This is a genomic window from Nostoc sp. CENA543 (genome assembly GCF_002896875.1).
Taxonomy (GTDB): domain Bacteria; phylum Cyanobacteriota; class Cyanobacteriia; order Cyanobacteriales; family Nostocaceae; genus Trichormus.
Map to the genome: position 1 here is coordinate 5,243,069 of NZ_CP023278.1, position 24,424 is coordinate 5,267,492.

Annotated in this window: 26 protein-coding genes; 18 read left to right on the plus strand and 8 right to left on the minus strand. The window is 40.9% G+C overall.

Annotated elements, in window-relative coordinates; all coding sequences use genetic code 11:
• Positions 1–91: 91 nt before the first annotated feature.
• Positions 92–475 carry a hypothetical protein gene (locus CLI64_RS21785; protein ID WP_103139176.1) on the minus strand — a complete coding sequence of 128 codons (384 nt, stop codon included), beginning with the start codon at positions 473–475 and terminating at the stop codon, positions 92–94.
• Positions 476–1,447: 972 nt separating this feature from the next.
• Here CLI64_RS21785 and CLI64_RS30910 point away from each other — a divergent pair.
• Positions 1,448–1,663, plus strand: coding sequence for a hypothetical protein (locus tag CLI64_RS30910; RefSeq protein ID WP_157943305.1), 216 nt, complete (start codon positions 1,448–1,450; stop codon positions 1,661–1,663).
• Between the two features lie 67 nt (positions 1,664–1,730).
• Here CLI64_RS30910 and CLI64_RS21790 read toward each other — a convergent pair whose 3' ends face one another.
• Positions 1,731–2,246, minus strand: a complete 516-nt coding sequence (locus CLI64_RS21790) for a ferritin-like domain-containing protein (RefSeq protein WP_103139177.1) — start codon at positions 2,244–2,246, stop codon at positions 1,731–1,733.
• Positions 2,247–2,536: 290 nt separating this feature from the next.
• On the opposite strand from CLI64_RS21790, the gene CLI64_RS21795 reads away from it, so the two are divergent.
• Together CLI64_RS21795 and CLI64_RS21800 are read left to right on the plus strand one after the other, a co-directional pair.
• Positions 2,537–3,217 carry a HEAT repeat domain-containing protein gene (locus CLI64_RS21795; protein WP_103139178.1) on the plus strand — a complete coding sequence of 227 codons (681 nt, stop codon included), beginning with the start codon at positions 2,537–2,539 and terminating at the stop codon, positions 3,215–3,217.
• A gap of 72 nt (positions 3,218–3,289) precedes the next feature.
• Positions 3,290–3,850 (plus strand): phycobiliprotein lyase, encoded by a 561-nt coding sequence (locus tag CLI64_RS21800; RefSeq protein WP_103139179.1) that lies wholly within the window; start codon positions 3,290–3,292, stop codon positions 3,848–3,850.
• 131 nt (positions 3,851–3,981) lie between these two features.
• Here CLI64_RS21800 and CLI64_RS21805 read toward each other — a convergent pair whose 3' ends face one another.
• Complete coding sequence (locus CLI64_RS21805) at positions 3,982–5,466, minus strand: site-2 protease family protein (RefSeq protein WP_103139180.1); 1,485 nt, start codon at positions 5,464–5,466, stop codon at positions 3,982–3,984.
• A gap of 139 nt (positions 5,467–5,605) precedes the next feature.
• Here CLI64_RS21805 and CLI64_RS21810 point away from each other — a divergent pair, with 139 nt between their 5' ends.
• Positions 5,606–6,271 carry an MBL fold metallo-hydrolase gene (locus CLI64_RS21810; protein ID WP_103139181.1) on the plus strand — a complete coding sequence of 222 codons (666 nt, stop codon included), beginning with the start codon at positions 5,606–5,608 and terminating at the stop codon, positions 6,269–6,271.
• A 132-nt stretch (positions 6,272–6,403) separates the two neighbouring features.
• Here CLI64_RS21810 and ctpA read toward each other — a convergent pair whose 3' ends face one another.
• A complete protein-coding gene (gene ctpA, locus CLI64_RS21815) occupies positions 6,404–7,657 on the minus strand; it encodes a carboxyl-terminal processing protease CtpA (RefSeq protein WP_103139182.1) in 1,254 nt (417 codons plus the stop codon).
• A gap of 368 nt (positions 7,658–8,025) precedes the next feature.
• Between ctpA and petB the strand changes: the two genes are divergently transcribed.
• From petB to CLI64_RS21840, 5 genes are all read left to right on the plus strand, one after another.
• Positions 8,026–8,673, plus strand: a complete 648-nt coding sequence (gene petB, locus CLI64_RS21820; RefSeq protein ID WP_103139183.1) for a cytochrome b6 — start codon at positions 8,026–8,028, stop codon at positions 8,671–8,673.
• Positions 8,674–8,905: 232 nt separating this feature from the next.
• Complete coding sequence (gene petD, locus CLI64_RS21825) at positions 8,906–9,388, plus strand: cytochrome b6-f complex subunit IV (protein WP_103139184.1); 483 nt, start codon at positions 8,906–8,908, stop codon at positions 9,386–9,388.
• 251 nt (positions 9,389–9,639) lie between these two features.
• On the plus strand, positions 9,640–10,101 hold the full coding sequence (locus CLI64_RS21830; RefSeq protein ID WP_103139185.1) for an anti-sigma regulatory factor: 462 nt from the start codon (positions 9,640–9,642) through the stop codon (positions 10,099–10,101).
• A 307-nt stretch (positions 10,102–10,408) separates the two neighbouring features.
• Positions 10,409–11,557 (plus strand): glycosyltransferase family 4 protein, encoded by a 1,149-nt coding sequence (locus tag CLI64_RS21835; protein ID WP_103139186.1) that lies wholly within the window; start codon positions 10,409–10,411, stop codon positions 11,555–11,557.
• Positions 11,558–11,723: 166 nt separating this feature from the next.
• Positions 11,724–12,095, plus strand: a complete 372-nt coding sequence (locus tag CLI64_RS21840; RefSeq protein WP_103139187.1) for a hypothetical protein — start codon at positions 11,724–11,726, stop codon at positions 12,093–12,095.
• Positions 12,096–12,145: 50 nt separating this feature from the next.
• Here CLI64_RS21840 and CLI64_RS21845 read toward each other — a convergent pair whose 3' ends face one another.
• Positions 12,146–12,889, minus strand: a complete 744-nt coding sequence (locus CLI64_RS21845) for a thioredoxin domain-containing protein (protein WP_103139188.1) — start codon at positions 12,887–12,889, stop codon at positions 12,146–12,148.
• A gap of 172 nt (positions 12,890–13,061) precedes the next feature.
• Positions 13,062–13,847 (minus strand): RNA polymerase sigma factor SigF, encoded by a 786-nt coding sequence (locus tag CLI64_RS21850; protein ID WP_103139189.1) that lies wholly within the window; start codon positions 13,845–13,847, stop codon positions 13,062–13,064.
• Between the two features lie 968 nt (positions 13,848–14,815).
• On the opposite strand from CLI64_RS21850, the gene CLI64_RS21855 reads away from it, so the two are divergent.
• From CLI64_RS21855 to CLI64_RS21890, 8 genes are all read left to right on the plus strand, one after another.
• Positions 14,816–15,814 (plus strand): PCRF domain-containing protein, encoded by a 999-nt coding sequence (locus CLI64_RS21855; RefSeq protein ID WP_264082509.1) that lies wholly within the window; start codon positions 14,816–14,818, stop codon positions 15,812–15,814.
• Complete coding sequence (locus tag CLI64_RS31295) at positions 15,811–15,993, plus strand: hypothetical protein (protein ID WP_103139191.1); 183 nt, start codon at positions 15,811–15,813, stop codon at positions 15,991–15,993. The genes CLI64_RS21855 and CLI64_RS31295 overlap by 4 nt, the downstream gene beginning before the upstream one ends.
• Positions 15,919–17,035, plus strand: a protein-coding gene (gene prfB / locus CLI64_RS21865; protein ID WP_157943341.1) for a peptide chain release factor 2 whose coding sequence is annotated in 2 segments (ribosomal slippage) — positions 15,919–15,990 and positions 15,992–17,035 — 1,116 coding nt in all. Because the reading frame shifts where the segments join, the coding sequence is not laid out codon by codon here. The genes CLI64_RS31295 and prfB overlap by 75 nt, the downstream gene beginning before the upstream one ends.
• Positions 17,036–17,246: 211 nt before the next feature.
• On the plus strand, positions 17,247–17,402 hold the full coding sequence (locus CLI64_RS21870) for a DUF3285 domain-containing protein (protein ID WP_103139193.1): 156 nt from the start codon (positions 17,247–17,249) through the stop codon (positions 17,400–17,402).
• Between the two features lie 290 nt (positions 17,403–17,692).
• Positions 17,693–18,220 carry an rRNA maturation RNase YbeY gene (gene ybeY / locus CLI64_RS21875; RefSeq protein ID WP_103139194.1) on the plus strand — a complete coding sequence of 176 codons (528 nt, stop codon included), beginning with the start codon at positions 17,693–17,695 and terminating at the stop codon, positions 18,218–18,220.
• Between the two features lie 139 nt (positions 18,221–18,359).
• Positions 18,360–18,815 (plus strand): diacylglycerol kinase family protein, encoded by a 456-nt coding sequence (locus tag CLI64_RS21880; protein WP_103139195.1) that lies wholly within the window; start codon positions 18,360–18,362, stop codon positions 18,813–18,815.
• A gap of 192 nt (positions 18,816–19,007) precedes the next feature.
• Complete coding sequence (locus tag CLI64_RS21885; protein WP_103139196.1) at positions 19,008–19,607, plus strand: aminodeoxychorismate/anthranilate synthase component II; 600 nt, start codon at positions 19,008–19,010, stop codon at positions 19,605–19,607.
• Positions 19,607–20,374, plus strand: a complete 768-nt coding sequence (locus CLI64_RS21890; protein WP_103139197.1) for an MBL fold metallo-hydrolase — start codon at positions 19,607–19,609, stop codon at positions 20,372–20,374. The genes CLI64_RS21885 and CLI64_RS21890 overlap by 1 nt, the downstream gene beginning before the upstream one ends.
• Positions 20,375–20,523: 149 nt before the next feature.
• Here CLI64_RS21890 and bchM read toward each other — a convergent pair whose 3' ends face one another.
• A complete protein-coding gene (gene bchM, locus CLI64_RS21895; protein ID WP_103139198.1) occupies positions 20,524–21,216 on the minus strand; it encodes a magnesium protoporphyrin IX methyltransferase in 693 nt (230 codons plus the stop codon).
• Between the two features lie 523 nt (positions 21,217–21,739).
• Here bchM and CLI64_RS21900 point away from each other — a divergent pair.
• Positions 21,740–23,821 (plus strand): cation:proton antiporter, encoded by a 2,082-nt coding sequence (locus CLI64_RS21900; protein WP_103139199.1) that lies wholly within the window; start codon positions 21,740–21,742, stop codon positions 23,819–23,821.
• Between the two features lies 1 nt (position 23,822).
• On the opposite strand, the gene CLI64_RS31300 is transcribed toward CLI64_RS21900, so the two are convergent.
• The gene (locus CLI64_RS31300; RefSeq protein ID WP_192881577.1) at positions 23,823–24,335 is read right to left on the minus strand and encodes a hypothetical protein; all 513 of its coding nucleotides are present in this window, start codon (positions 24,333–24,335) and stop codon (positions 23,823–23,825) included.
• Between the last annotated feature and the right edge of the window lie 89 nt (positions 24,336–24,424).

The following is a 24,424-nucleotide window of genomic DNA, read 5'->3' on the forward strand; positions in this document are numbered from 1 at the left end:
ATTTCTAGACTGTTAAAACGTTGCAAATGTTTCTGAAACAGTCATCATCTATTTATTCTGTCAATAAAAAATTTAGATGCCTCAAGAGTAACTATTTTGTCCTATTTGTTGCTACTCGACAAACAATTTCCATAGAGTTAGCATCAGCACTCCTGGGTTTGGGAAAGATTTCTTGTTCTGTTCTATCAACTCTAGCCAAATTGCCATTAGCCTCATAGATAGCCAATTTTTTAGAAAATAACTTACCTTGACCACAAGCTGCTCTTAATGTTCTTCTGACTATACTATTACCCTGTTGTTCTAACAGAGTATATTCAGTCCCTTGCACAGATGATAAATCCAAAACAATAGGATCACCATTCCTATTAGATCCTACTTGGAGATAAAAATTATTTTTTGTAGTTTCAGCCAATGCCACACTACTAAATGTTAGTGAAATAAGAGCAACAAGACCACCAATTTTTGTTAATCTCATAATTAATATTTTGTAAACTCATACTTTATTTTTATTCATAAAGTATTGTTTTAGCTGTGGTAAAACCACTGGAAAATCTTTACATAAAGATACAATAATCAATACAAATAATTAGTATTTTTATCAATTAGAAAAATAGTCTTTAATCTAAAATTATTAAATTTACTTAATTACTTACGTAAGATGCTTACATAATTAATGTGGAAATCTCATAGAAGCAATGATATTTACTCAGAAAAATCTCAAAAATCAATGATAAAATTTTTAAAGTGAAGAGAATAAGTAAATCTGCTTTCCGAAATTTTACTGATATTCATCGATAAGGGCAAGATTCCTGAAATTGAAAATTTATCAACCTATCTTAGTAAATAAGACGATGAAAGTGATCAGGTTAAAATTTAATTGTGTCCAACTTTCTATATTCTGTTTTAGCCTAGATAAATTGACAATAAAAAAACCGTAGGGGAACTCTACGGTTAGTTTAAGTGGAATACTGAACTCTAAACCTATTTAAAAATTTGGTGTCTTACAACTTCAGCTCTTTACCTTTCGGTAATCTCTTTATGAAGTAAAGTTTAACTACTTAAAAGAGATTTGTCATTACTGAATTCAGAAAAAGAAGATAGTGAAATATTCATCTACATTCACTATCTTTACTGCAATTGATGAAGTTCTTAAAAAGAGTTTGTATGTAAAAACACTGAATAAATCATTATGTGTTGATACTATAACTGTAATATATTGAGAGTTTTAGTTAAAAATATTACATTTATGTCAATTAAATAATTCGGTAATCAAGCAAAAATAAAATTTACTATATACTTCGGGTATCCGTTAGAGTTGCCGATTATAGTAGGCTAACACCAAAAAAATAGGTAATCAATCCATATAGGCACTTAACTGGGATTGGTAATTTTTTGGGGATCTGACAAAATTGACGACTAGCGTAGTAATTTTCTGATAGAGGAAGCAATGACTGATTACTTCCCATGCCCTCGTTACTGTCTCACACAGAAAAATGGCGGCGATTCCTTCTCTGGTGGGAAATTATGTGATTTTTGCTGGAACGAATATTGCTTTTGTTGGGCGGAGTATTGTCTAGATGGATGGCTAGAAGCTCAAGCAAATCGCACTCATTCCCAATCTCATCGCGAGACTAACAATAAAACGCAAGCGAGGTTGTCTTAACCTCGCTTTCTTTTAGCTATGGGTTCTCCAAATTCCCACTGAGACTATAGAAATTTAGCTCAGTTGACTACTTACACTCCTTAAGTAACTCTGGCATATGCTGTTCTAGTTTTTTCGCTGTTTGTTCTTCCTGCTGCAAGTTTTGCTGTAGTAATTTCACAGCGTCTTGTTTTCCTATCTGTTCAGCTACTTGAATCAAACCACGGTAGCAAGCAATTTCTAGTTGTTCTACCTTGGCTTGAGATCCGGCTAATCCCAAAGTGAGGATTTTCTGATTTTCCGCAGCTAGCAGCATGAATTTTTGACCATCACTGACTAAACCCGCAGCCGCATCACAGGTGATTCGCTTAGGTTGTTGTCCCAAAGTATTGAACACCTGTTCTAGATTTTGAATTTGTTGTTCTGTTTCCCGAATGTGAGTCTCGATCAAAGACTTTAACTGACCATTTTGACAACACTGTAACATCATCTGTTGTGCTTCCCAAAAGCGTTGTTCAGCGTCGTACATAGCACAAATTTCGTAAACGAATTTTTCTTGTAAGTTGGTGATTCTGGAGACAGGACGTTCAGTTAGTTGAACCATAGGTTTTCTCCTGGGATGTGAACACCAAGGTATTCGGTGTGTGTGTATCTTCCACCTACATTCGCCAATCAACTCCTTGTTCTCGTCATCCTAGAGGAACAACCGACTGTTAATTATCTTTGCTAAGTCAGATACAGGATTAGTCAATAGTCATTAGTCATTAGTCAATAGTCATTGGTTTTTTCTCTCCGGCTACCTTGTCTACCTTCCCATTCCCAATTCCCAATGCCCCACATGAGAGCTTGAGTAAAGTAAAGTAAAGATAGATTAAGAATTCGCTGATTACTACAATGACTGTTCCACACTTGCAGGAAATTTCTTCTCAGCTAGAAAGTCCGAATTTGCGCGATCGCATGGTAGCCTTAGCTAATTTGCGGGATGTACCTGCTGAAGATGCTGTGCCTCTGATTAAAAAAGTGTTGGATGATGAATCTTTACAACTGCGATCTATGGCAATTTTTGCTCTGGGTATCAAGCAAACAACTGAATGCTATGAAATTTTAATCAATATTCTCCAAAATGACCCAGATTATGGAATGCGTGCGGATGCGGCTGGGGCTTTGGGCTATTTAGGTGATATCAGGGCTTTTGAGATCCTATCTAGGGCTTTTTATGAAGATACTGATTGGTTAGTGCGCTTTAGTGCGGCTGTTTCTCTTGGTAATCTCAAAGATCCACGGGCGCGCAACATCTTGATTCAAGCTTTAGATAGTTCAGAAATGGTTTTGCAAGAAGCAGCAATCTCAGCCTTGGGAGAAATCAAAGATGTTGAGTCAGTAGATCATCTGCTGCGCTTTGCTCAATCTGATGATTGGTTAATCAGACAAAGGTTAGCAGAATCTTTAGGCAATCTGCCTACTGCTAAAAGTATCTCAGCTTTGAAATATTTAACCAAAGATAGTCATCCCAACGTGGCGGAAGCTGCGAGAATCGGTCTTAACAGACTTGAGCAAAGTGGTAATCAAGTTTAATATTAAAACCCCAGCTGCTTTTTAATAATAAGAAGTGGGATTTTCGTATTTTGATGCAGGGTAATTTTAATTATGAATATTGAAGAATTTTTTGAGTTGAGTGCTGGAAAATGGTTTTCCCATCGCAGCAGTCACAGTTTAGATGTGAAGCCATCGGAAGACGGTAAATCCAACCTGATTATTGAGACAATAGCAGCAGATCATCCAGAGGTGATCAAACTTTGTCAACAATACGAAATTTCTCCTAGTGCGGCTGTCTGTGCAGCAACTATTACCTGGAAAGACCCGATAAAATCGGAGAGAGAAAAACCAGCGTCTACTTTATTAGCTTGTGTGCCGGATGAAGATAATCCCTATGAAGGCAGATTACTGCAAGCAAAGGGAAATGCTCAACAAGAACTAACTATCGGCAGGTATAAAATTGGCACTGATGAAGCATTGACGATAACCACAGAATCCGCAAAAGTCCATTCAGAAGAACGTTTGTGGTTTGCTAGTCCCAATTTACGGATGCGAGTTAGTGTCTTTAAGGATGCTAGTGGATTTAGTATGGCTGCCTTTACTTCTGAGATTCGCATGGGTGGTGGTGCGCCAGCGAAGACAACTTCCGAAGTGGCTAAATCAGCAAGTTAAAAGATAGAGGAGACAGGGGAGGAAATATCGATTGAACTTGTTTGTTACTCAGCTAAAGCCCTCTTCCTCCCTAACTCCTGCCCACTGTAACTACAAATATTGACACCATTCTACTTCATCCCTTTGTGTTGCTAAATTTGTAATAAATTAGCGATCGCCTGGGGCATGGGCAGTATAATTACCACCAATAAAGCCATTGCCAGTAAACCGAGAATGTCACGTTTATTATCTAGTTCAGTGACATCATCTAAAGCAGGTTCATCAATTAAGGGGATGAACAAAAGAATAATTGCCCAGACAAAAAATTCTGCTTGCACTAAGGACAGCATGAGTAATAACAAACGGGCAATTTGACCAATTAACATGGCTGTGCGTTGTCCGAACATAGCATGGACAATATGCCCGCCATCAAGCTGTCCCACAGGCATCAAATTCAAAGCTGTGACGATTAACCCTAGAAAACCCGCCACTGCTACAGGATGTAAATCAATAGCCGATTTTGCCGTTAATGCGCTGCCTAGAGCGATTTTAGCGAGTATTGCTATAAGAATGGAGTATTTTGGGTTGAGGGCATCGGGGTTCAAAATACTGGTTTTGTCATTTAAAGGCACAATATCTGAGTGTGCTAAACCCCACATCACTAAAGGCAATGTCGCCAGAAAACCAGCAAGTGGCCCAGCAATACTGACATCAAATAAAGCCTTGCGGTTGGGAATAGGACTCTTCATTTGAATAAATGCCCCAAAAGTTCCCAAGAAAAAGGGCATAGGTATAAAGTAAGGCAGTGTAGAGCGAATTTTGTAGAATCTAGCAGTTAGATAATGTCCTAATTCGTGGATACCCAAAATAGTCATCAAAGCTAAAGCATAGGGTAATCCTTGTAAAAAAAGCAGTGGGTTTGATGATAAAGTTTTAGGACTAATATCAGCAATGTTCAGACCCACCCATGAGGTAGTGACTAAAGTAGCTAAAACTAGCAACAATGCTAATCCAGGCCTGGTTAATTGTTCTTGCTTGTTAGTGCTTCCAGCTCTTGCGGCTTGCGTATTAGGAACTAACACAAAGAAAGGCTTACCGTTAAAACCTTCTTGAAAGATAATCAAAAAGCGATCGCCAAATTGTGCTTCGATATTGGCTCTAATCTGCTGATAGGCTTGAATAGGCGTTGTTCTCAACTGACCACGACAGATAATTGCTTGGGGTCTATACTCAATGTTCTGAATGTAGTAAATAGACCAGGGAAAGCAATTTCTGAGTTGGGTTTCTTCCGTAGGTTCAATGGGACGCACAGGTGCTTGTTCTGCGGTAGGATGGATAGCCGATTGTGATTCTGGGGTTTGGTTTGTGGTTTGGGTTTGTTGATCCCTTGGTGGTTGCCGTCCCCACTGAAACAACAGCCAGTATAACAAAAGGCAGATGATTGCCGGCCAGATAATCAGTGATGGTGGTGGAGGTTGTTTGACCCCATACACTAAAGTCCAACCACTTAATAATAATGCAGGTGTCATTAATACCAACCATAGCAACCAAATTGGTGTGCGGGTGATATTGACAACACTACGCTGCACCATGAGATAAGTAGCTAATCCCAGTAGGAAGAGAAACCAAAATGTCATTTGCTTTTCATTAATTGAGAAAAAACAGCCTGCTAACAGAAGGCAACAGTAAAAGTACAAAAGTAAAAAGAAAGAACTTTTATTGTCTCAGCTTTTTACCTGTTGAATTTAACTTAGTCCCTACTCCCCACATTTGCTCATGTCCCCCGTACCTCAACCACCAAGCCCTACAACTAAATCCCCAAGGTTTGTCCTAGACAATATTTTTGCTTTTCCACCAAATCGGGACACACTAGGGGGAACATCTTATTTCATTGTAGGAAATGAAGGCAATATCCTCATAGATTGCCCATCATTAGACGAAGTAAGTCAAGATTTTTTGCGATCGCACGGTGGCGTGAAATGGTTATTTATCACCCATCGTGGTGCTATCGGCAAAACTTCAGAAATTCAGCAACATTTTGGTTGTGAGGTCATCATTCAAGAACAAGAAGCCTATTTACTACCAGGATTAACAGTTACTACTTTTACTCAAGAACTGACCTTAGATGCTACAACCCAATTAATTTGGACACCAGGACACTCCCCTGGTTCATCTTGCCTCTACTATAACAACTACGGAGGCGTGCTGTTTTCCGGTCGTCACCTGGTTCCTAACCTGCAAGGTGAACCAGTGCCAATGCGAACCTCAAAAACATTTCATTGGCGAAGACAAATTAAGAGCCTGCAAAAACTTATACAAATCTTTACACCAGAAACACTCCAGTACATTTGTCCTGGAGCCAACACCGGATTCTTACGGGGACAAAGAATTATAGACCAAGCTTACCAACACCTAACCGCAATTGATTTATCAGTGTTTTAGGGCATGGGTCATGGGGCAAGCAGGAGGTGTGGGAGGTGCGGGAGGTGTGGGAGGTGTGGGAAGAAATCTTTCCCCCCTCTCTCCCCACACTCCCCACACTTCCCCATCTTCCCAATCCCCAATCCCCAGTCCCTATCCTCTCGCCTCTACACCCGCTACCACAGCATTTTTACTCAACATTTCCACGGCTGCTTGATATTGCAAATCAACTTTAGAGCCGATTTGATCGCGGTTGAGGGGCGGTTGGGATATGACTTGATCTGGTTTAATGCCTAATTTATTAATGTCTCGATGATTAGGGGTTTCATATTTGGCAATGGTAACAGCAAGACCAGAACCATCGGAAAGTTCAAATAAAGATTGAATTAAACCTTTGCCGAAGGTAGTTTCACCCACTAATGTGGCACGATGATTATCTTGCAGTGCGCCGGCTAAAATTTCGCTGGCACTGGCTGTCCCCTGATTGACTAAAATAACTAGAGGATCTTTAGTTAAAGCTGGGCCAAAAGCATCAAAACTGCCTTGGATACCTTGGCGGTTGACTGTGTAAACGATGGTGCCGGCATCTAACCACAATCGGGCAATTTCAATGCCTGCTTGTAGTAAACCGCCGGGATTATTGCGTAAATCTAAAATGTAGGCATCTGCGCCTTTTTTTTCTAGACTAGTAATGGCGTGCGTCAACTCTGTAGAAGCGTTGGCATTGAACTGTGTTAGGCGTAAATAGCCGATAGACTTACCTTGAGGAGATGAGCGTAATTCAGCCACAACGGGATTAAGAGCAATGCGATCGCGCATAATTCTAACTTCCCTCTCGCCATCGCCTTCTCGCTCAATTAACAGTGTGACCGAACTACCAATCGGGCCGCGCATTCTGGCGGCGGCTTCGTCTAGAGTTAAATTGTCTGTGGAAGTCCCTTCAATTTTGAGAATGCGATCGCGGGGTCTAATTCCCGCCTTATCGGCTGGTGAACCCTCAATAGGGGATACCACCTCTAGTCTGCCAGTTTCGGGGTTAAGGGCAATTTGTAAGCCCACTCCAGTCAATTCTCCTGAAGTATTGACCTGCAAACTCCGGTACTGCTCAGGATCTAAAAACCTTGTAAAAGGATCATCAAGAGACTTGAGCATATTCTGAATGGCGACATAAGCAGCTTTTTGGTCTTTGAGAGGCTTTTCTAAAGCCTTCTGCCGCACAGCTGACCAGTTTTGATGATTAAACGTATCATCCAAATAAGCATGATTAACAATGCGCCAAACTTCTGAAACTAATTTCTGTTCCTCCGTCAATGCGTCGGCTGGTGGGATGAGTGTGCTGAACACCAAACCAAAAGCCACCAAGAAAGCAAATCCCAACCGAAAAAACTGTTTGTGCATGAACCCCATCTTCAAATTTCACCTCAACCCAAAATGCCTAGTAGAATTACCCAGTTGAACCCTTGTTGATGAAATCTATCTCTCGATTATGTTACTTTTTTTATAGAAGTGGTGCATTGTTCTCATCAAGTTGTTACAGGAACTATGCAAATAACCACCTCAACAAAAGATAAAATCTACTTTGTAACCATCATTATGGATGTTGGCTTGCAAAGGGAAAGCAATATATTCCATATTTACAGAGTGTTAAGTTTCTAAACTTTTAGCACTCTCGCAGTGCAGAAGCAAACGAACAAAATCCTCTTAAAAGAAAATCCCAAAACTGCTAATTGGGAGATTGAATCAACCGCAACCGATTTTTAGGAACTTGAGATTGTATGGCCAACGTTTACGACTGGTTTGAGGAACGCCTGGAAATTCAGGCCCTCGCTGATGATGTCACCAGCAAGTACGTCCCTCCCCACGTCAATATCTTTTACTGTCTAGGTGGCATTACCCTGGTTTGCTTCTTAATCCAGTTCGCCACAGGCTTTGCCATGACGTTCTACTACAAGCCAACAGTGGCCGAAGCTTACTCCTCAGTACAGTACATCATGAATGAGGTGAATTTCGGTTGGCTCATCCGTTCCATCCATCGCTGGTCTGCCAGCATGATGGTGCTGATGATGATTCTGCATGTCTTCCGGGTGTATCTGACTGGTGGTTTCAAAAAGCCCCGCGAATTAACCTGGGTAAGCGGTGTCATTCTAGCTGTGATCACCGTTTCCTTCGGCGTTACAGGCTACTCCCTACCTTGGGATCAAGTTGGTTACTGGGCGGTGAAAATTGTTAGTGGTGTACCAGAAGCAATCCCCGTAGTCGGCGTACTCATCTCCGACTTGCTGCGTGGTGGTTCTAGTGTTGGTCAAGCAACCTTGACACGCTACTACAGCGCACATACCTTTGTATTGCCCTGGTTAATTGCGGTCTTCATGCTGTTCCACTTCTTGATGATCCGTAAACAAGGTATTTCCGGCCCCTTGTAATGCTAATAGCCACAAAGTCAACAGACAACAACACTCACCACAGGCAAAATAAACTAGTCAATTCACTAGTGATTTAAAGTTTCCTTAAAGGTAAGTGTTTGTGATTCATACTTGAGGTAGGCTACCCAACAACACAACAAACAGGCTAGTTTACTGAAAAGTTAGTCTAGAGACTAAATGGCTTACCCTCAAAGCTTGAACTGAAATTTTCGCAGGAGAGCGCATTCTTCCTATGTCGATACAAAAGAAACCCGATCTGAGCGATCCTAATTTAAGAGCCAAACTTGCCAAAGGCATGGGTCACAACTACTATGGTGAACCTGCTTGGCCTAATGACCTACTGTATGTATTCCCAGTAGTAATCATGGGTTCATTCGCTTGTATTGTTGCTCTAGCAGTATTAGACCCTGCTATGACAGGCGAACCAGCTAATCCTTTCGCTACACCACTGGAAATTTTACCAGAGTGGTACTTGTACCCTGTATTCCAAATTTTGCGATCGCTCCCTAACAAATTGTTGGGAGTGCTAGCAATGGCTGCTGTACCCCTGGGACTGATTCTCATCCCCTTCATTGAGAGCGTCAACAAATTCCAAAACCCCTTCCGCCGTCCAGTTGCAACCACAGTTTTCTTGTTTGGAACTTTGGTTACTCTCTGGTTAGGTATTGGTGCTGCGTTACCCTTAGACAAATCCCTCACCTTGGGACTGTTCTAAGCTGAAACTGTCAGGCAACAAAACTCTTTGACGCTTGTAGTTTTCAATAGTGCATAACTAAAGTTATGATGTCTGATGACAAGCCGCCCTTGAGGTGACTACGACAAAATGGTCGTTCATTTCTCTAATATATGTACTATTGAAAACGACTTACAAGCGTCAATTTTAGTGAACAATTTCAGAACCTGAAATAGATTGAAGAACTCTAGATTACAAATATTCTCCTACATATTAAATTCGAGCCACGGTCAATGCTTGGCACTATGCAGCAAGACCATCTAAAAGTAAGAAGCGAACTCAGACTCCTCAACCAAGTTCAACAGTGGTTTGAGGACTTTTGTCTCAAACACCTGTTTCAACTAGGTTGGTCAGAAACTCAACTTTATCGCCTCAACTTGGCTTTAGCCGAGGGTTTTACCAATGCAGTTCGTCACGCCCATCACACTTTACCGCCTGATACAACCATAGAGATTGCAGTCAGTTTATGGGTTGACAAATTAGAAATCAGAATTTGGGATTATGGTAAACCCTTTAATCCAGACGCGATCGCAGAACCAGCACCAGGTACTTTACAAGTAGGAGGCTATGGTTGGTTTTTGCTGCGTCGTCTGACAGATAGTGTTGTCTATGAACGCAGTGATGATGGGAGAAATTGTCTAGTGATACTGAAGTATCTCAAAGATCCTTTGGAAACAGGAAGCAATTTACGATAAATTGACTGTAAGTTAACACTGTCAATTTATCCGTACTTATGTATTAAATAATATATTAGCTTATAGTAAAGTCAACTTATTTGACCCTACAGGGAGTCTGTTATAATTGGCGGTTAATTACTTCATATGTGAACTGCTATATGCCTATTTCGATGTCTTGGGCTAGCCAGAATATCTTCCAGCTAATTCTTTAAATTAAAAGTATAATAATATACAAAAAAGTGATGACTTTGAAGTCATCACTCAATCCCTTAGTGAGAATTCATACTTCTCAGTAAAGTGAAAAGAGGGTGAAGACTAATAACTAATGACTAATAACTTGAATTTGGGTGATAGTAACAATCAACAAGCAAACCATGTTTTCGTGTTCCTAGAAATTTTTGCACGAGAAGGTGGAATACAATCCTATGTCAAAGATATTTTCCGTGCTTATTTAGGTTTAGAAGCAGGTTATCAAGCCGAAGTATTTTTATTGAGAGATAATCCTGATTGTTTGAATCCGTTTGAGTGCGATCGCCTAAAGTTTAATTACTTTCAGAATAAATCGCCTCAAATGGGTAGAGTCACAATGGCTGGGGCATTATTCAAATATTTATTGCAAAAACGCCCCCAAAGAGTTTTTTGTGGTCACATCAGATTAGCTGTACTCATTCAAACCCTCTGTCAACCATTAGGAATTCCTTACACCATCCTTACCTATGGGAAAGAAGTCTGGCATCCACTCACCAGACGGGAACAACGGGCTTTAGCAGTAGCAAAAGACATTTGGACAATTAGCCGCTATAGTCGTGATCAAGCCTGTGCTGCTAATAGGATAGAGCCTCACAAAGTGAAAATGTTACCCTGTGCTATTGATGGTGATCAATTTACCCCTGGTGCCAAGTCAGCAGAACTATTAATTAAGTACGGTTTAGCAGATAGCAAAGTAATTATGACCGTAGCGCGATTATGGTCAGGAGATATCTACAAAGGTGTAGATGTCACAATTCGCGCCCTACCGAAAATATTGCAGGCTTTCCCAGAGGTCAAATATTTAGTTATTGGTCGTGGTGATGATCAGCCAAGATTAGCACAATTGGCACAAGATTTAGGAGTCAGCGATCGCGTAGTTTTCGCTGGTTTTGTCCCTACAGAACAATTAATTGCCCACTATCACCTTGCCGATGCTTACATCATGCCTTCACAAGAAGGTTTTGGCATAGTTTATCTAGAAGCGATGGCTTGCGGTATACCAGTATTATCCGGTGACAATGATGGGTCTGCCGACCCCCTCCAAGATGGGAAAGTAGGTTGGCAAGTCCCTCACCGCGACCCCGAAGCCGTAGCCGCAGCTTGTATAGAAATTCTCCAAGGCGAAGATCAGCGTTGTCATGGACAATGGTTAAGAGAGCAAGCGATCGCTAATTTTGGTCAAGCTGCTTTACAACGGCAACTTTTATCGCTATTAGAATCTTGAAGGACTGGGGATTGGGGATTGGGGACTGGGGACTGGGGACTGGGAGAAAGGAGACAAGGTAGCAGGGAAAAAACTATTGACTATTGACTATTGACTATTGACTATTGACCCTTGACTCCCCCCCAAACTCGTTATCCTAGATAAAGAGCATAGATAGTATTTAAAAATGCGGCTTAACAATTCTCAACTGAATCTTTTGAATCTTCGTCCCTTGCTAACAGTGTTAGCAGTTACTTGGTTGCTGGCTTCTTTGGGTTTGGGTTGGTTAGTAAATTCTTTAGTTATTCTCTTTGGATTGCTATTGCTTGCACCTGTGGTGGCGTTTTTTGGCTTGCGTTGGTGGTTGGAACGTAATCTAGTAACGGATCAATGTCCTGTCTGTGGATATGAATTTGCTGGCTTAAACAATAGTCAAACCCAATGTCCTAACTGTGGAGAGGGACTGACAGTCAACAAAGGACATTTTCAACGCTTTGCACCGGAAGGGACAATCGATGTCTCAGCCGTGGAAATACCCTCTCAGCAATTAGAAGATTAATAGTGTGGGATTTTAGATTGGTGTTCAATCTAAAATCCCCTCCCTATTTTCTAATTAGCAGTAGCCAATTGACTCTCAATCTCTGATACTTGGATTGCACCAGAGTAATTTTGACCATTCATGACAAAAAATGGTGTGCCTGGAATTCCCAATGTTTTGGCTAGTTGTATATCCTGCTTGATATCAGCATCAGCAAGTAGGCGATCGCGGTTAAACTTATCCATATCTAGATTCAGTTTTTTGGCGACATCTATATATAAACTCTCACCTAGTTGTTTTTGATTGGTGAATAGCTGATCATGATACTGCCAAAACTTACCTTGTTGATTTGCTGCCCAAGCGGCTTTTGCTGCTGGCACAGCTTCAGCATGAGAAGGTAAGGGAAAATGTTTGTAAACTAAAGTGACATCCTGTTGATGCTTAGATAACAAATCTCGCAACTTTTGATGGGCTTCAGCACAATAGGGGCATTGAAAGTCCGAAAATTCTATCAATACGGTTTTTGCGGCTATGGTTCCCGTTGTTGGGGAATTGGCAATTATCGCTTGTGGATTTACTTTTAAATCCTGTAAAAATACTTCTCTTGATTGATTGATTTGCTGCTGCTGCTGTTGCTGATATCCTTGGACAGATTCAATGATTGCCTCTGGGTGTTTACGAAGAACTTCTAAAACCTGCTGTTCTAGTTGAGGGCTGGGATAGATGGCTGCTTGTGCAGGAAATGACCAGCCTAAAACTAGACAAAACCAGCTAATTACAAAGTAGACGCTTAGATAACCAAATAATTTAGGCATAGCAGAATACTAGAGAGATAAACGTTTCCCTAGTATTCCCTAGAATTAGAAATAATACCAAATTTGTAATTCTTAATGAAGAGATGCGGAGAACAGATGATTTAGACTGTAAAAAGCCACTCACACAAAAGACGCTATTCTTTTTACTTTCTGGACTCTGAAGTCAGCACTATTAAGAACCGGTAGCGACTGCTTGCGGTTGCAAATAAACAATTAAATCTTGAATGCCTTTTTGCAAGTATCGGGTAACTGTCATGGGGCTAGTGCCAATACTTTTAGCTGCATCCTTGCGAGAAAGTTCTTTTAGGAATACCATTTCCACTGCTTGGCGGGGCTTGTCGTCTAGCATATTGATTGCCCCTTGCAATTGTTGCCGTTCTTCGTTTTGTTGTTGCAAAGCTGTGGAACGGGGACAAGGAAGTGCTTCACCCAAAGTGATTTGGCAATCAACATAATGAACTGCCGTCGCGTCTAAACTCAATGGCATCCGATTTTGGGCTGCTAACTTAGTTTCTTGCCATTCCTGCACAGATACTTTGAGTTCTTTAGCAATTTCTGTATCTTTGGGCGGACGACCTAAAGAGATTGCTAATTCTTTGCGGACTTTCTGCCCCTCATTATATAATTCTTGCCAACGACGGGGAATTTTTAACAGGGTACTGCGATCGCGCAAGAAATGCAGCATTTCACCGCGAATATACGGAACAGCAAAGGAACTAAAAGCATATCCCTGGCTGGGATCAAAACGCTCAATCGCCCTAATTAAACCAAAATAACCTATTTGTTCTAAATCTTCATAAGGTTCATTACATTGATGACTAAATTTATGAGCCATCTTCCTGACTAATCCAGTATGTAACTGTACCAGTTGATTACGAAGTTTAATAGAAGGATTTTGGTGGTATAAGTGTAATAACTCCATACCATCAATTTGCATAGAGGACTCACTTGCAGCCATATAAAAATTCCTTTGTTGTAACTCCTTTTTTGGCAAAATGGAGTTGCGTATCTCTTTAAATCTGTAATTATTTTCCTCAGATGATACTTATTAAGCCATCGTCGTTCTACTGAACTTATTGGCGGGACATCTCTCTGATTCAGTATTTCTACGCATGATTTTTATTGCCGTTTTCTGGCAGCTACTTATGTTTTTCTAATAGAAAATACTCTTTAGATAAAGTTTATTCTTCGCAACAAAACTAGCTATTTATCCTGAGAAATGCTTAATTAATCTCTAGCTGCAAGTCTAAGGTTAGAATCCAAAACTTTCTAGACTGAAACTGAGTCTCAAAAGATAAATTTGATTAATACTCCAGTTAAATTAGCAAATTACTTGAACGCTTGACTCAATTTGTTTTGTCCCTAATTGGTGTTTACACACCCACTTTGCCCCGTACATACCGCAATGACCAATATCTACCTGCGGTTTTATCGATGTATTTAACGTACATCAATTTGTTTATCTTCATTCTGCATTTGCTAATTGCCCTCAACCGTCGTTAGGTAAATATCTTCAGGACTTACGCAAAAATAACGTAAAACTCCTTCTTACGAAAGATAGCGTTCACAAAGTTTTCCCGCAGGGAAGCAATCTCAGTGTCAGGTGAGATTACTTCCCTAAACTTCGTTCCGGTCGCAATAACATTATTGGCGTTGCGTAAGTCCTAATCTTCAGTGCAACAACTTAAATACTGATTAACCGTAGTAACAGCATAAGCAACTACGGTTTTTTGTAGCTGTGAGACGTTGCAACTAGTTTTTGTAATACAATGTGTATTAGCATCTCGTCACAAATCGGCAAAGCTATGCTAGAACTCGAAAGTATTAAAAGCAAAGTAAAAAGTTTATCGAATATTTTAGGCAAAGCTGAAGACTGTCTTTGACCTGCGAGAACTGCACAACAGAATTGAAAAATTAGCTCAGGTAATTGCTCAACCAAATTTTTGGGCAAATCCCCATCCTGCTTACGAAACCTTGCAAGAAATTGAATACACCATATTCTACATTCACAAGCAATATCAGCGATGGTGTTCAATTCTAGAAGAAATAAAAACTGCCTTGGAATTATTAGCAACATCCCCAGATGAACAACTACTGCAAGAGGCACAAGCGAATTTAGCCCAACTCCAACAGGAATTGGAAACAGCAGAAATCAGAGCATTATTAACTAATTCTGATGACCAAAAAGGAGCATTTCTGACGATCAAGGCTGAGTCTGATGACGCAGATGGTCAAGAATGGGCATATATCTTGCTTAAGATGTATTACCAATGGGCAAACAAGCACAATTACCAAATACATTTGCTAGAAGAATCTGGTGGTGATGTCAGTGGTATTAAATCTGCTACTTGCGAAATTACTGGGCTTTATGCTTATGGTTTCCTGAAATCAGAATTAGGAATACATCAACTACAGCGATTATCACCTTTTGAAACTAGTGGAAACTTGCGGACAAGTTTAGCTAGGGTAGAGGTTTCCCCAATTTTAGATGAGTCTATTGATCTAGTAATTCCAGATCAGGATTTGCAAATAACTAGATGGCAATGGCATGGTCAAAATATCAACCATCCAGAAATATGGGTGCGGGTTGTACATATTCCCAGTGGTATTACTGTTTTTTGTGAGCAGGAACGCAGTCAGCTAGAAAACAAAAAGCAAGCCCTAGCTATACTTAAGAGTAAACTAGTGGCGATCGCACTAGCTCAAGGTGTCAAATCAATTGCGGATATTCAACCTGGGGAAATCAAATCTCTATCCAGCCAGATCATTCGTGAATATGTCTTACATCCCTACACCAAGGTGAAAGATTTACGTACTAAAGTCGAAACAACAAATGTTCAAGACGTATGGAACGGCGATATTGATTTTTTGATCAAAGCCTATCTGCAACAGCAAAGTTACATGACTGTGGAAAAATCATCGTGAGTGGTGCAAGAATTTCACCAATTACAGCTAAAATCAGAAAGTCAAATACAATAAATACCAATCCCGCAAAATTTATTCGCAGCGATTTATTTCAAGCTAGCAAAATGGACGTATTAGAACTCAAACGCGAAATCGAAATGTTGTCTAGTCGCCTGGGTAAGACCCAGGACTATCTTTGACGTACCTGCACTGACAGCAAAAATTCAAGACTTAGAACAAATAGCGGCACAGCCAGAATTTTGGGATGATCAAAACACTGCCCAAAAAACACTGCAAGAACTCAACGAGCTGAAAGCCCACTTAGAACAGTATCATCAGTGGCACGCGAGTTTGGAAGATACGAAAGCTGTAGTTGAGCTTTTGGAATTGGAAACCGACGCAGCACTTTTACAAGAAGCTGACTCTACCATTACCAAGCTAAATCGTGAACTTGACCAATGGGAATTACAGCAGTTGTTGTCTGGCCCTTATGATGCCGAAGGGGCAGTGTTAACTATAAATGCTGGGGCTGGTGGTACTGATGCTCAAGACTGGGCATTTATGCTGCTGAGAATGTATACCCGTTGGGCGGAAGCACATGGTTATAAAGTAACTTTGGCGGAAGAGTCAGAAGGTGACGAAGCAGGGATTAAATCAGCCACCTTAGAAATCACCGGTCGTTATGCCTACGGTTATTTGCGTTCGGAAACAGGTACACATCGCCTGGTGCGAATTTCACCTTTTAACGCCAATGGGAAACGCCAAACCAGTTTTGCTGGGGTGGAAGTAATGCCGCAAATAGATGATTCTGTACACTTGGATATTCCCGAAAAGGATTTAGAAATCACTACATCCCGTTCTGGTGGTAAAGGTGGGCAGAATGTCAACAAAGTGGAAACAGCAGTGAGGGTAGTTCACTTACCTACAGGGTTGGCTGTGCGTTGTACAGAAGAACGTTCTCAGTTGCAAAACAAAGAGAAAGCCTTAGCACGCCTGAAAGCCAAGCTGCTAGTAATTGCCCAAGAACAACGCGCCCAAGAAATTGCCGATATTCGGGGCGATATGGTAGAAGCCTCTTGGGGAAACCAAATCCGTAACTATGTCTTTCATCCTTACCAGATGGTAAAGGATTTGCGTACCAATGCAGAAACAACTGCGATCGCTGACATCATGAACGGCGACCTTGATATGTTCATCCAAGCCTATCTGCGTCAGGAAAACCAACTCGTAGAGTCGGCGTAGTGGGGGACTGGGGATTGGGGATTAGGGACTGGGGATTGGGAATTGCAAGGTAGACAAGGTAGACAAGGTGAATTTTTGCTTACTTCTTGTCCCATTCCCTATGCCCCATTTCCCACTCCCTATGCCCCAAGTAGAAGAGACTTGATCAATTTGGCAATATAAATTATAGGAAACTGTTACATTTATATATAAAAGCACTTGTTATTTAATTATGAGTAACTCGCCTTCAAAAGAAACTCAACCCAGCTACGTCAAGTTGGCTATGCGAAATATGGTGCGAAAGGGTGGTACTTCATTGAAGCATTTCCTCCTAACTACAGTGGGATTGTTAGCCGTTTTTGTAGGCTTGGCTTACCTAACTCGCTAAATACCTAGCTGAAGAGTGCTGAGTGCTGAGTGCTGAGTGAGTGGGGAGTAATGAGTAATGAGTAATGAGTAATGAGTAATGAGTGAGTGCTAAGAGAGAGAGAAATAAATACTCCCTTGTCTCCCTTGTCTCCTTTCCCAATCCCCAGTCCCCAGTCCCCAGCCCCCATTCAACTTGGAGCGACTTTTCTGCTAACCTCTGCGTTAAAATTTCTCTCTGCGATTTGCCACGATACTCGACTCTGTTAAACTTAAAATTCCTCATAGTGGTGTAAGGAGATTTGGCAATTGGTGGAAGTTGAACTAGATGTACAAGATATTTTTTGTGAGTCTTCTTCGGAAGCGACTCTAAAATCTTGTTACCTGGAAGACCAAATCACGCCTGAAACTTGGGAAAAGTGGTTTCATCACTGGTTGGAAATTTTGCACCCTCACCTTCCAGCCGCGTCTAGTTATGAAATTAGCCTACGGTTAACTGATGATACGGAAATTCAAGAACTCAACAGCCAGTATCGTCACCAAGATAAAGCTACAGATGTCCTCTCTTTTGCAGCCTTAGAGGTGGATTTTCCATATGTGGCGGAAATGTCTCTTGCACCTTTGTATTTAGGAGATATAGTTGTTTCAGTAAATACGGCACAGCGTCAAGCCCAACAACAGGAACATAGTTTATCTACTGAGTTGGCTTGGTTGGTGGCTCATGGTTTACTACACTTACTCGGCTGGGATCACCCTGATGAGGAGAGTTTAATGCAAATGCTCAAACAACAGGTAACTTTACTAGAGTCTGTTGGTATTGGCATAAACATAGAATATTAAATACTTATGTGTTTATAGATTTGAAATTTAGAGCATCCTTTTATAATACTTCTGTGAAAAGCTGCATTAAAGTTTATAGCAATAGTAAAATCATCGCAGGTTCTCAGTAAATATACCGCACTGTACTAAATTTTAGCCTATGTCTCAGCAAATCTCACCGCCACCAACACAAAATCAATTATTTACCGTAGTCAAAAAAGAACGGGAATTTTCTTGGCAAGTGGCTTCTAGTTTACTAGTGAGTTTTAAGTATGCCTGGGCTGGAATTAGTTACAGTTTTCAGACTCAACGCAATTTCCGTATTCATATAGCGGCTTGTACTTTGGCGATCGCTTTAAGTGTATTTTTACATTTATCTGCCGTGGAAATTGCCATTATCGGCATTACTAGTGGTTTAGTCTTGGCACTAGAGTTGTTAAACACGGCGATTGAGTCTTTAGTAGATTTAACTGTAAAGCAGACCTACCATGAATTAGCAAAAATCGCGAAGGATTGCGCGGCTGGTGCGGTGTTAGTGTCGGCTTTAGTGGCTGTATTTGTCGCAGGTGTATTGCTGCTACCGCCGTTGTTCACTTTGATAATTTCGGTGTTTTAGAGTGCTGAGTAGTGAGTGCTGTTAGCGGTAGCGCGGCGTTTAGCCGGTGCTGAGTAATAAGTAATGAGTAATGAGTTGTGAGTGGTGAGTGCTGACGCTTACAGCAATTTTTTGCTGATGATGGGTTTACAATGGCGCAAATCTGGTGACAATTAACATGGTGAGAGTAGAAGCCAGGAGCTATTACACACTGTGATTATAGTCATCGATAATTACGACAGTTTCACTTACAATTTAGTACAGTATCTCGGAGAACTGGCGGCTGAATTTCCCGTGGCATCGGATATTCAGGTTTTCCGTAACGACAAGATATCTTTAGACGAAATTCAGCAGTTCAAACCTGATGCGATCGTGATTTCTCCTGGGCCTGGTCGTCCAGAAGATGCGGGAATATCCTTAGATTTAATTAAAGAGTTAGGCTCTAATTTACCTATCCTGGGTGTTTGCTTAGGACATCAAAGTATTGGTCAAGTCTTTGGTGGTAATATTATCTCTGCTCCAGAATTAATGCACGGTAAAACTTCTCAGGTAACTCATACTGGGGTAGGTGTTTTCCACGGGCTAGAAAATCCTATGACTGCCACCAGATATCATAGTCTGGTGATTGAACGGGAAACTTGTCCAGAAGTTTTAGAAATCACCGCCTGGGTAGAAGATGGCACAATCATGGGAGTGAGACACCGGAACTATCCTCACATTCAAGGTGTCCAATTTCATCCAGAGAGTGTTCTGACATCTTCAGGCAAACAATTACTCAGAAATTTTCTGCAACAGTTACAAGAGAATCATTAATGAAACGACGAAATTTTATTGGCTATGCTGGGGCAGGATTATCCACAGCTATATTTTCTACTTTAGTTTCCCATGTTGAAGCTAACGCCCAATCTAGCGGGGTTTCCGTACAGTGGTTAGGTCACACCTGCTTTTTATTTACAGGTGGGGGGAAAAGAATCCTCGTTAACCCCTTCCGCACCGTCGGCTGTACTGCTAAATACCGTCCCCCAAGGGTGACAGCAGATTTGGTGCTAATCAGCAGTCAGTTGCTAGATGAGGGTGCAGTTGATGGTTTACCTGGAAATCCCAAGTTAGTGTTTACACCAGGCGCGTATGAATTCCAGGGCATGAAGTTACAAGGAATTGCAACTGACCACGATCGCAAAGGTGGTAAGCAATTTGGTGTGAATACAGTTTGGAAGTGGATGCAAGGCGGAGTTAACATTTTACATTTAGGGGGAGCAGCCGCACCGATTTCCATTGAACAAAAAATTCTTATGGGACGGCCGGATGTATTGTTAATTCCCGTGGGTGGTAGCGATAAGGCTTATACTGCCGAAGAAGCAAAACAGGCGATCGCAGTCTTAAATCCCAAGTTGGTCATTCCTACCCACTACCGCACACAAGCTGCTGATCCTCAAACCTGTAATATCACACCAGTAGACGACTTTTTGACCTTGATGCAGGGTACACCTGTGCGTCGTAGTAGTAGTGACACTATCAGTATTAAATCTGGAGATTTGTCTGATAGTACAGCAATTCAGGTATTAACTTATAAGTTTTGATTCCATATTCATGGGAATTGGGAATAGGGAATGGGGCATAGAAGAGGAATTGGAGCAGGGTGCAGGGTGCAGGGGGGAGAAGAATTTCCCCATTTCCCCCTGCACCCTGCCCCCCTGCCTCCTTTATCCCAGTCCCCAGTCCCCAATCCCTAATCTCCACTCTTAGTAGCTTCTAAGATGCGGGAGAAGTAAAAACTAGTTTTGGTAAATGCTTTTCTTTGAATAGTAAAGCCGTTGCTTTCTAGAATTTTGATGATATCGGCTTCACGGTGTTGATAGGCACGAGTGGTTTTACTAGGCCCTGGAAATAAACTGCCGATTTTTTTGAGTAATACCAAAAAGCAAGTCTTCGGTGCAAAACTGAGAATAATTCTGGACTCAGACAAAGAACAAAGGTGAGAAATCATCTCATCGGCTTTATCTTGGGGGTAATGAATCAGGACATCTAAACAGATGACGGTGTGATAACTACCTGTCAAAGATTCTAGATCCTGAACGGCAAAGGTGGGATTTTCAGCAGTTCCCAAGGCGGCTACGGCTCTTTGTTTGCCTTCCTCTACCATTTTTTCGGAAATATCGCTGGCGTAAACCTTCGCACCTGCCGTAGCTAGGGGAATGCTGAGACTGCCCACACCACAACCAGCATCACATATTGACAAGTCTGCTAAATTACCATCATCTTTGAGCCAGCCGATGACGGTATCCACGGTTTTTTGGTGGCCATTGCGGATATCTAGCTGGACTTTGTTAACTTCACCATCGCCATAGATCCGTCTCCATCTGTCAAACCCTGTGGAGTTGAAATACTCACGAACAATAGTTTTATCGTCGGCTGCGTTCATAAACTTCGATTTTTAAGGCTTCCCGATTCTTAAAATTATCATTGATAGCCAACATTCAGAACACTCTTCCAGATTTTTCTGGAATTATGTCTAGTGCAACATTACGGTGGGGCGGAAATAAAGCTACGATTACTGATCAGCTGTTTGGTAAATTGTGTGGGTCAATACAGTGTTGTGAGGTTATGGCAGGTAAATATTGTGTTTAGGCACAATGAATTGCGTTGATACATCATGATTGAGACTGTATTTTCTCTAGGTTTACAGGTGAGAAATTTTTAATGGCGATCGCCCCTGTAAAATCTCATTAATACTAAATTTCTGGGAATAAAGCTAGATTTGTTTATATTTGAATCAAATTATCATAAAAGTGCCATAATAGCCTACGACTGAAACACCACGTAGGAGTTGATATCCAAAAATTACAGTTTATCCGATTCAATTTTCCATAGATAGCCAATTTATCAAGTCTCGCCAATAATGTTTTATTAGTTATATTTTAACCTTTAAACAACAATCATCATATATGGGTTCTAATTTAATAGTTGATACTCCTATTATTGCTTTTACAATTCTCCTAACGGTTATTTTTACTGTTCCGCCGATATTTGAACGGTTAAAGTTACCTGGACTAGTCGGACTACTTCTAGCAGGTGTAATCTTAGGCCAAAATGGTTTAAAGCTTTTAAATTCCAATTCTGAAACCGTGAAATTACTCTCAGATATCGGCAAAGTTTATTTAATGTTTGTCGCTGGCTTAGAAGTTGATATTGAGCAGTTTCGGAGGACAAAAAATCGCTCGATGGGCTTTGGCTTCCTGACTTTTATAGTGCCAATGCTCGCCGGAATTTTAGTTGGACGTATCTTTAATTTTAGCTGGAATAGCTCTGTTTTAATAGGTTCTTTACTGGCTTCTCACACTCTTTTGGCATATCCCATTGTGAGCCGTCTAGGAGTGGTAATGAATGAAGCTGTCACAGTAACAATTGGTGCCACAATTTTTACTGATACGGGTGCTTTACTCGTTCTAGCTATTTGTGTAGGGATTCACAGTGGTGATTTTACAACTTTCAGTCTCTTAACTTTATTAGGTGGGTTGGCGATTTACTCGATTACGGTACTGTTTGGTTTTGATTGGTTGGGTAAGGAATTCTTTCGGCGTTCTGGAGACGAGCAAAGTAACCAGTTTTTGTTCATTTTACTAGCATTATTTTTAGCTTCTGTAGGCGCGCAAGTCATTGGCGTAGAGAAGATTGTAGGCGCGTTTCTCGCAGGTTTAGCTGTTAATGATGTTTTGGGACGTAGCCCTGTTAAAGAAAAGGTCGAATTTATTGGTAGTGCCTTATTTATTCCTTGCTTTTTTGTGGATATGGGATTGTTGATTAACATCCCAGCTTTTATCAAAACTCTTTCTTCTTTTTGGTTAACTTTGTTTATTGTCGTAGCGTTAATTGGGAGTAAATTTTTAGCTGCATTGTTCGCCAAATTCATTTACCGTTATAACAATGCAGAACTGATTACCATGTGGTCTTTATCATTACCACAGGTAGCAGCTACATTAGCAGCTACATTAGTAGCCTACCAAAGTATAAATGCGGCAGGGCAAAGGTTAGTGGATGAAGGTGTTTTAAATAGTGTTATTGTCTTGATGCTAGTCACATCAATTATTGGGCCGATTATTACTGCTAAATCTGCAACTTTATTACAGCTTCCACAAGCAGAATTAGATACAGATAGTTTAGCAATTTGGTGGGGAAATTCTGAGGAACAACTATTAGAAGAAAATCATTATCCTTTTACAGTTTTAGTACCAATATATAATCCCCAAACCCAGCGATATCTCATAGAAATGGCGGCAATTTTAGCTCATCACGAAACTGGGCGGATTGTGCCATTAGCTATTGCTAAATCTCATGTGCATATGGATGATCCCCAATTAGGAATAGCACTAGAACAAAGTCAACAAAGACTGAGATTAGCTAAAGATATCGGTCAAGAATTTAGCGTGGAAGTACAACCTGCTATTCGCATTGATGATGATGTGGCTTTAGGAATCAGCCGCGCGAGTCGAGAACAAAATGCTAGCTTAGTGGTGATGGGTTGGTCTAGAACTACGGGTTTACGTGCCAGATTATTTGGTAACGTCATTGATAGTGTTTTCTGGTCTTCTCATTGTCCAGTAGCGGTAACACGCTTGTTAAATAATCCTCGTACTATCCGCAAAATTTTAGTCCCTGTTGGTGATTTAATGCCCCAAACCGTAGGTGCTTTGAGGCTGGCTCAAATTATGGCTGACAGTAATCAAGGTGAGGTAGTGTTACTGCACGTATGCGGGCTGAGTACCCCAGAACCGCTACTAGAACAATTTGCGACTCAGTTGTCTGAGATTGTGGCTAATAGTCAAGTGCAAGCGCGAACCGAGATTAAGATAGTTAGAGATGATAATGTTGCTAGAGTGATCATCCAAGAAGCCGCAGCTTTTGATTTAGCAATTTTGCGTGCTGTTCGTTATCGAACTACAGGTGGATTTGCCGTTAGCGAGGTCACAACCCAAGTTATTAATGAATTGAGTTGTTCGATTGTCTTATTGGGTGCGCCTCATTCATAAGCTACTGGGGGGCTTTTTCCTTCAATTGTTCTGTTTGTAATTTGATGGAATATGTATTTCCCCGAAAGCTTAATTTACAGTCTGTTGATGGTGTATCTAGTGTGGCGTTAGGATCATTGCCATCAGCGCAAACTGAGTAAATACCCCCCCTGTAGTGTAGTTTATGAGTAATTGGAGATGTTTTGACTTCATCAGATTTATGATGGTTGTCAGCGTGATATATAGCACCACGATAAATTAATTTATCTTCTGGTTCGTTCAGCAATATGGGTGTTTGTGCTGCTTCTGTCTCTATAGAAACACGATTGTTCATGTAGTATTCGTAACTTGTACTGATAACTACAGGAATCAATAGTAAAAGTAGGAATTGCCAGGGAGCTAAGATTAAGATGGCAATTAAGCTGAGGATCGCAAATATACCTACTAAATATGCAATTTCTCTGTGATTGTTTTTTAACAAAAAACAGGCAGACATTAAACCAGCACACAACAAAATCAAAAAGTAGAGTGCCATTTTTACTTAACTTTTTCTACTAAAGAAGTTGATTGATAACCCTGATGTCACACCAATTCACAATACCCTTATGAGAAGGCTTGTGCCTG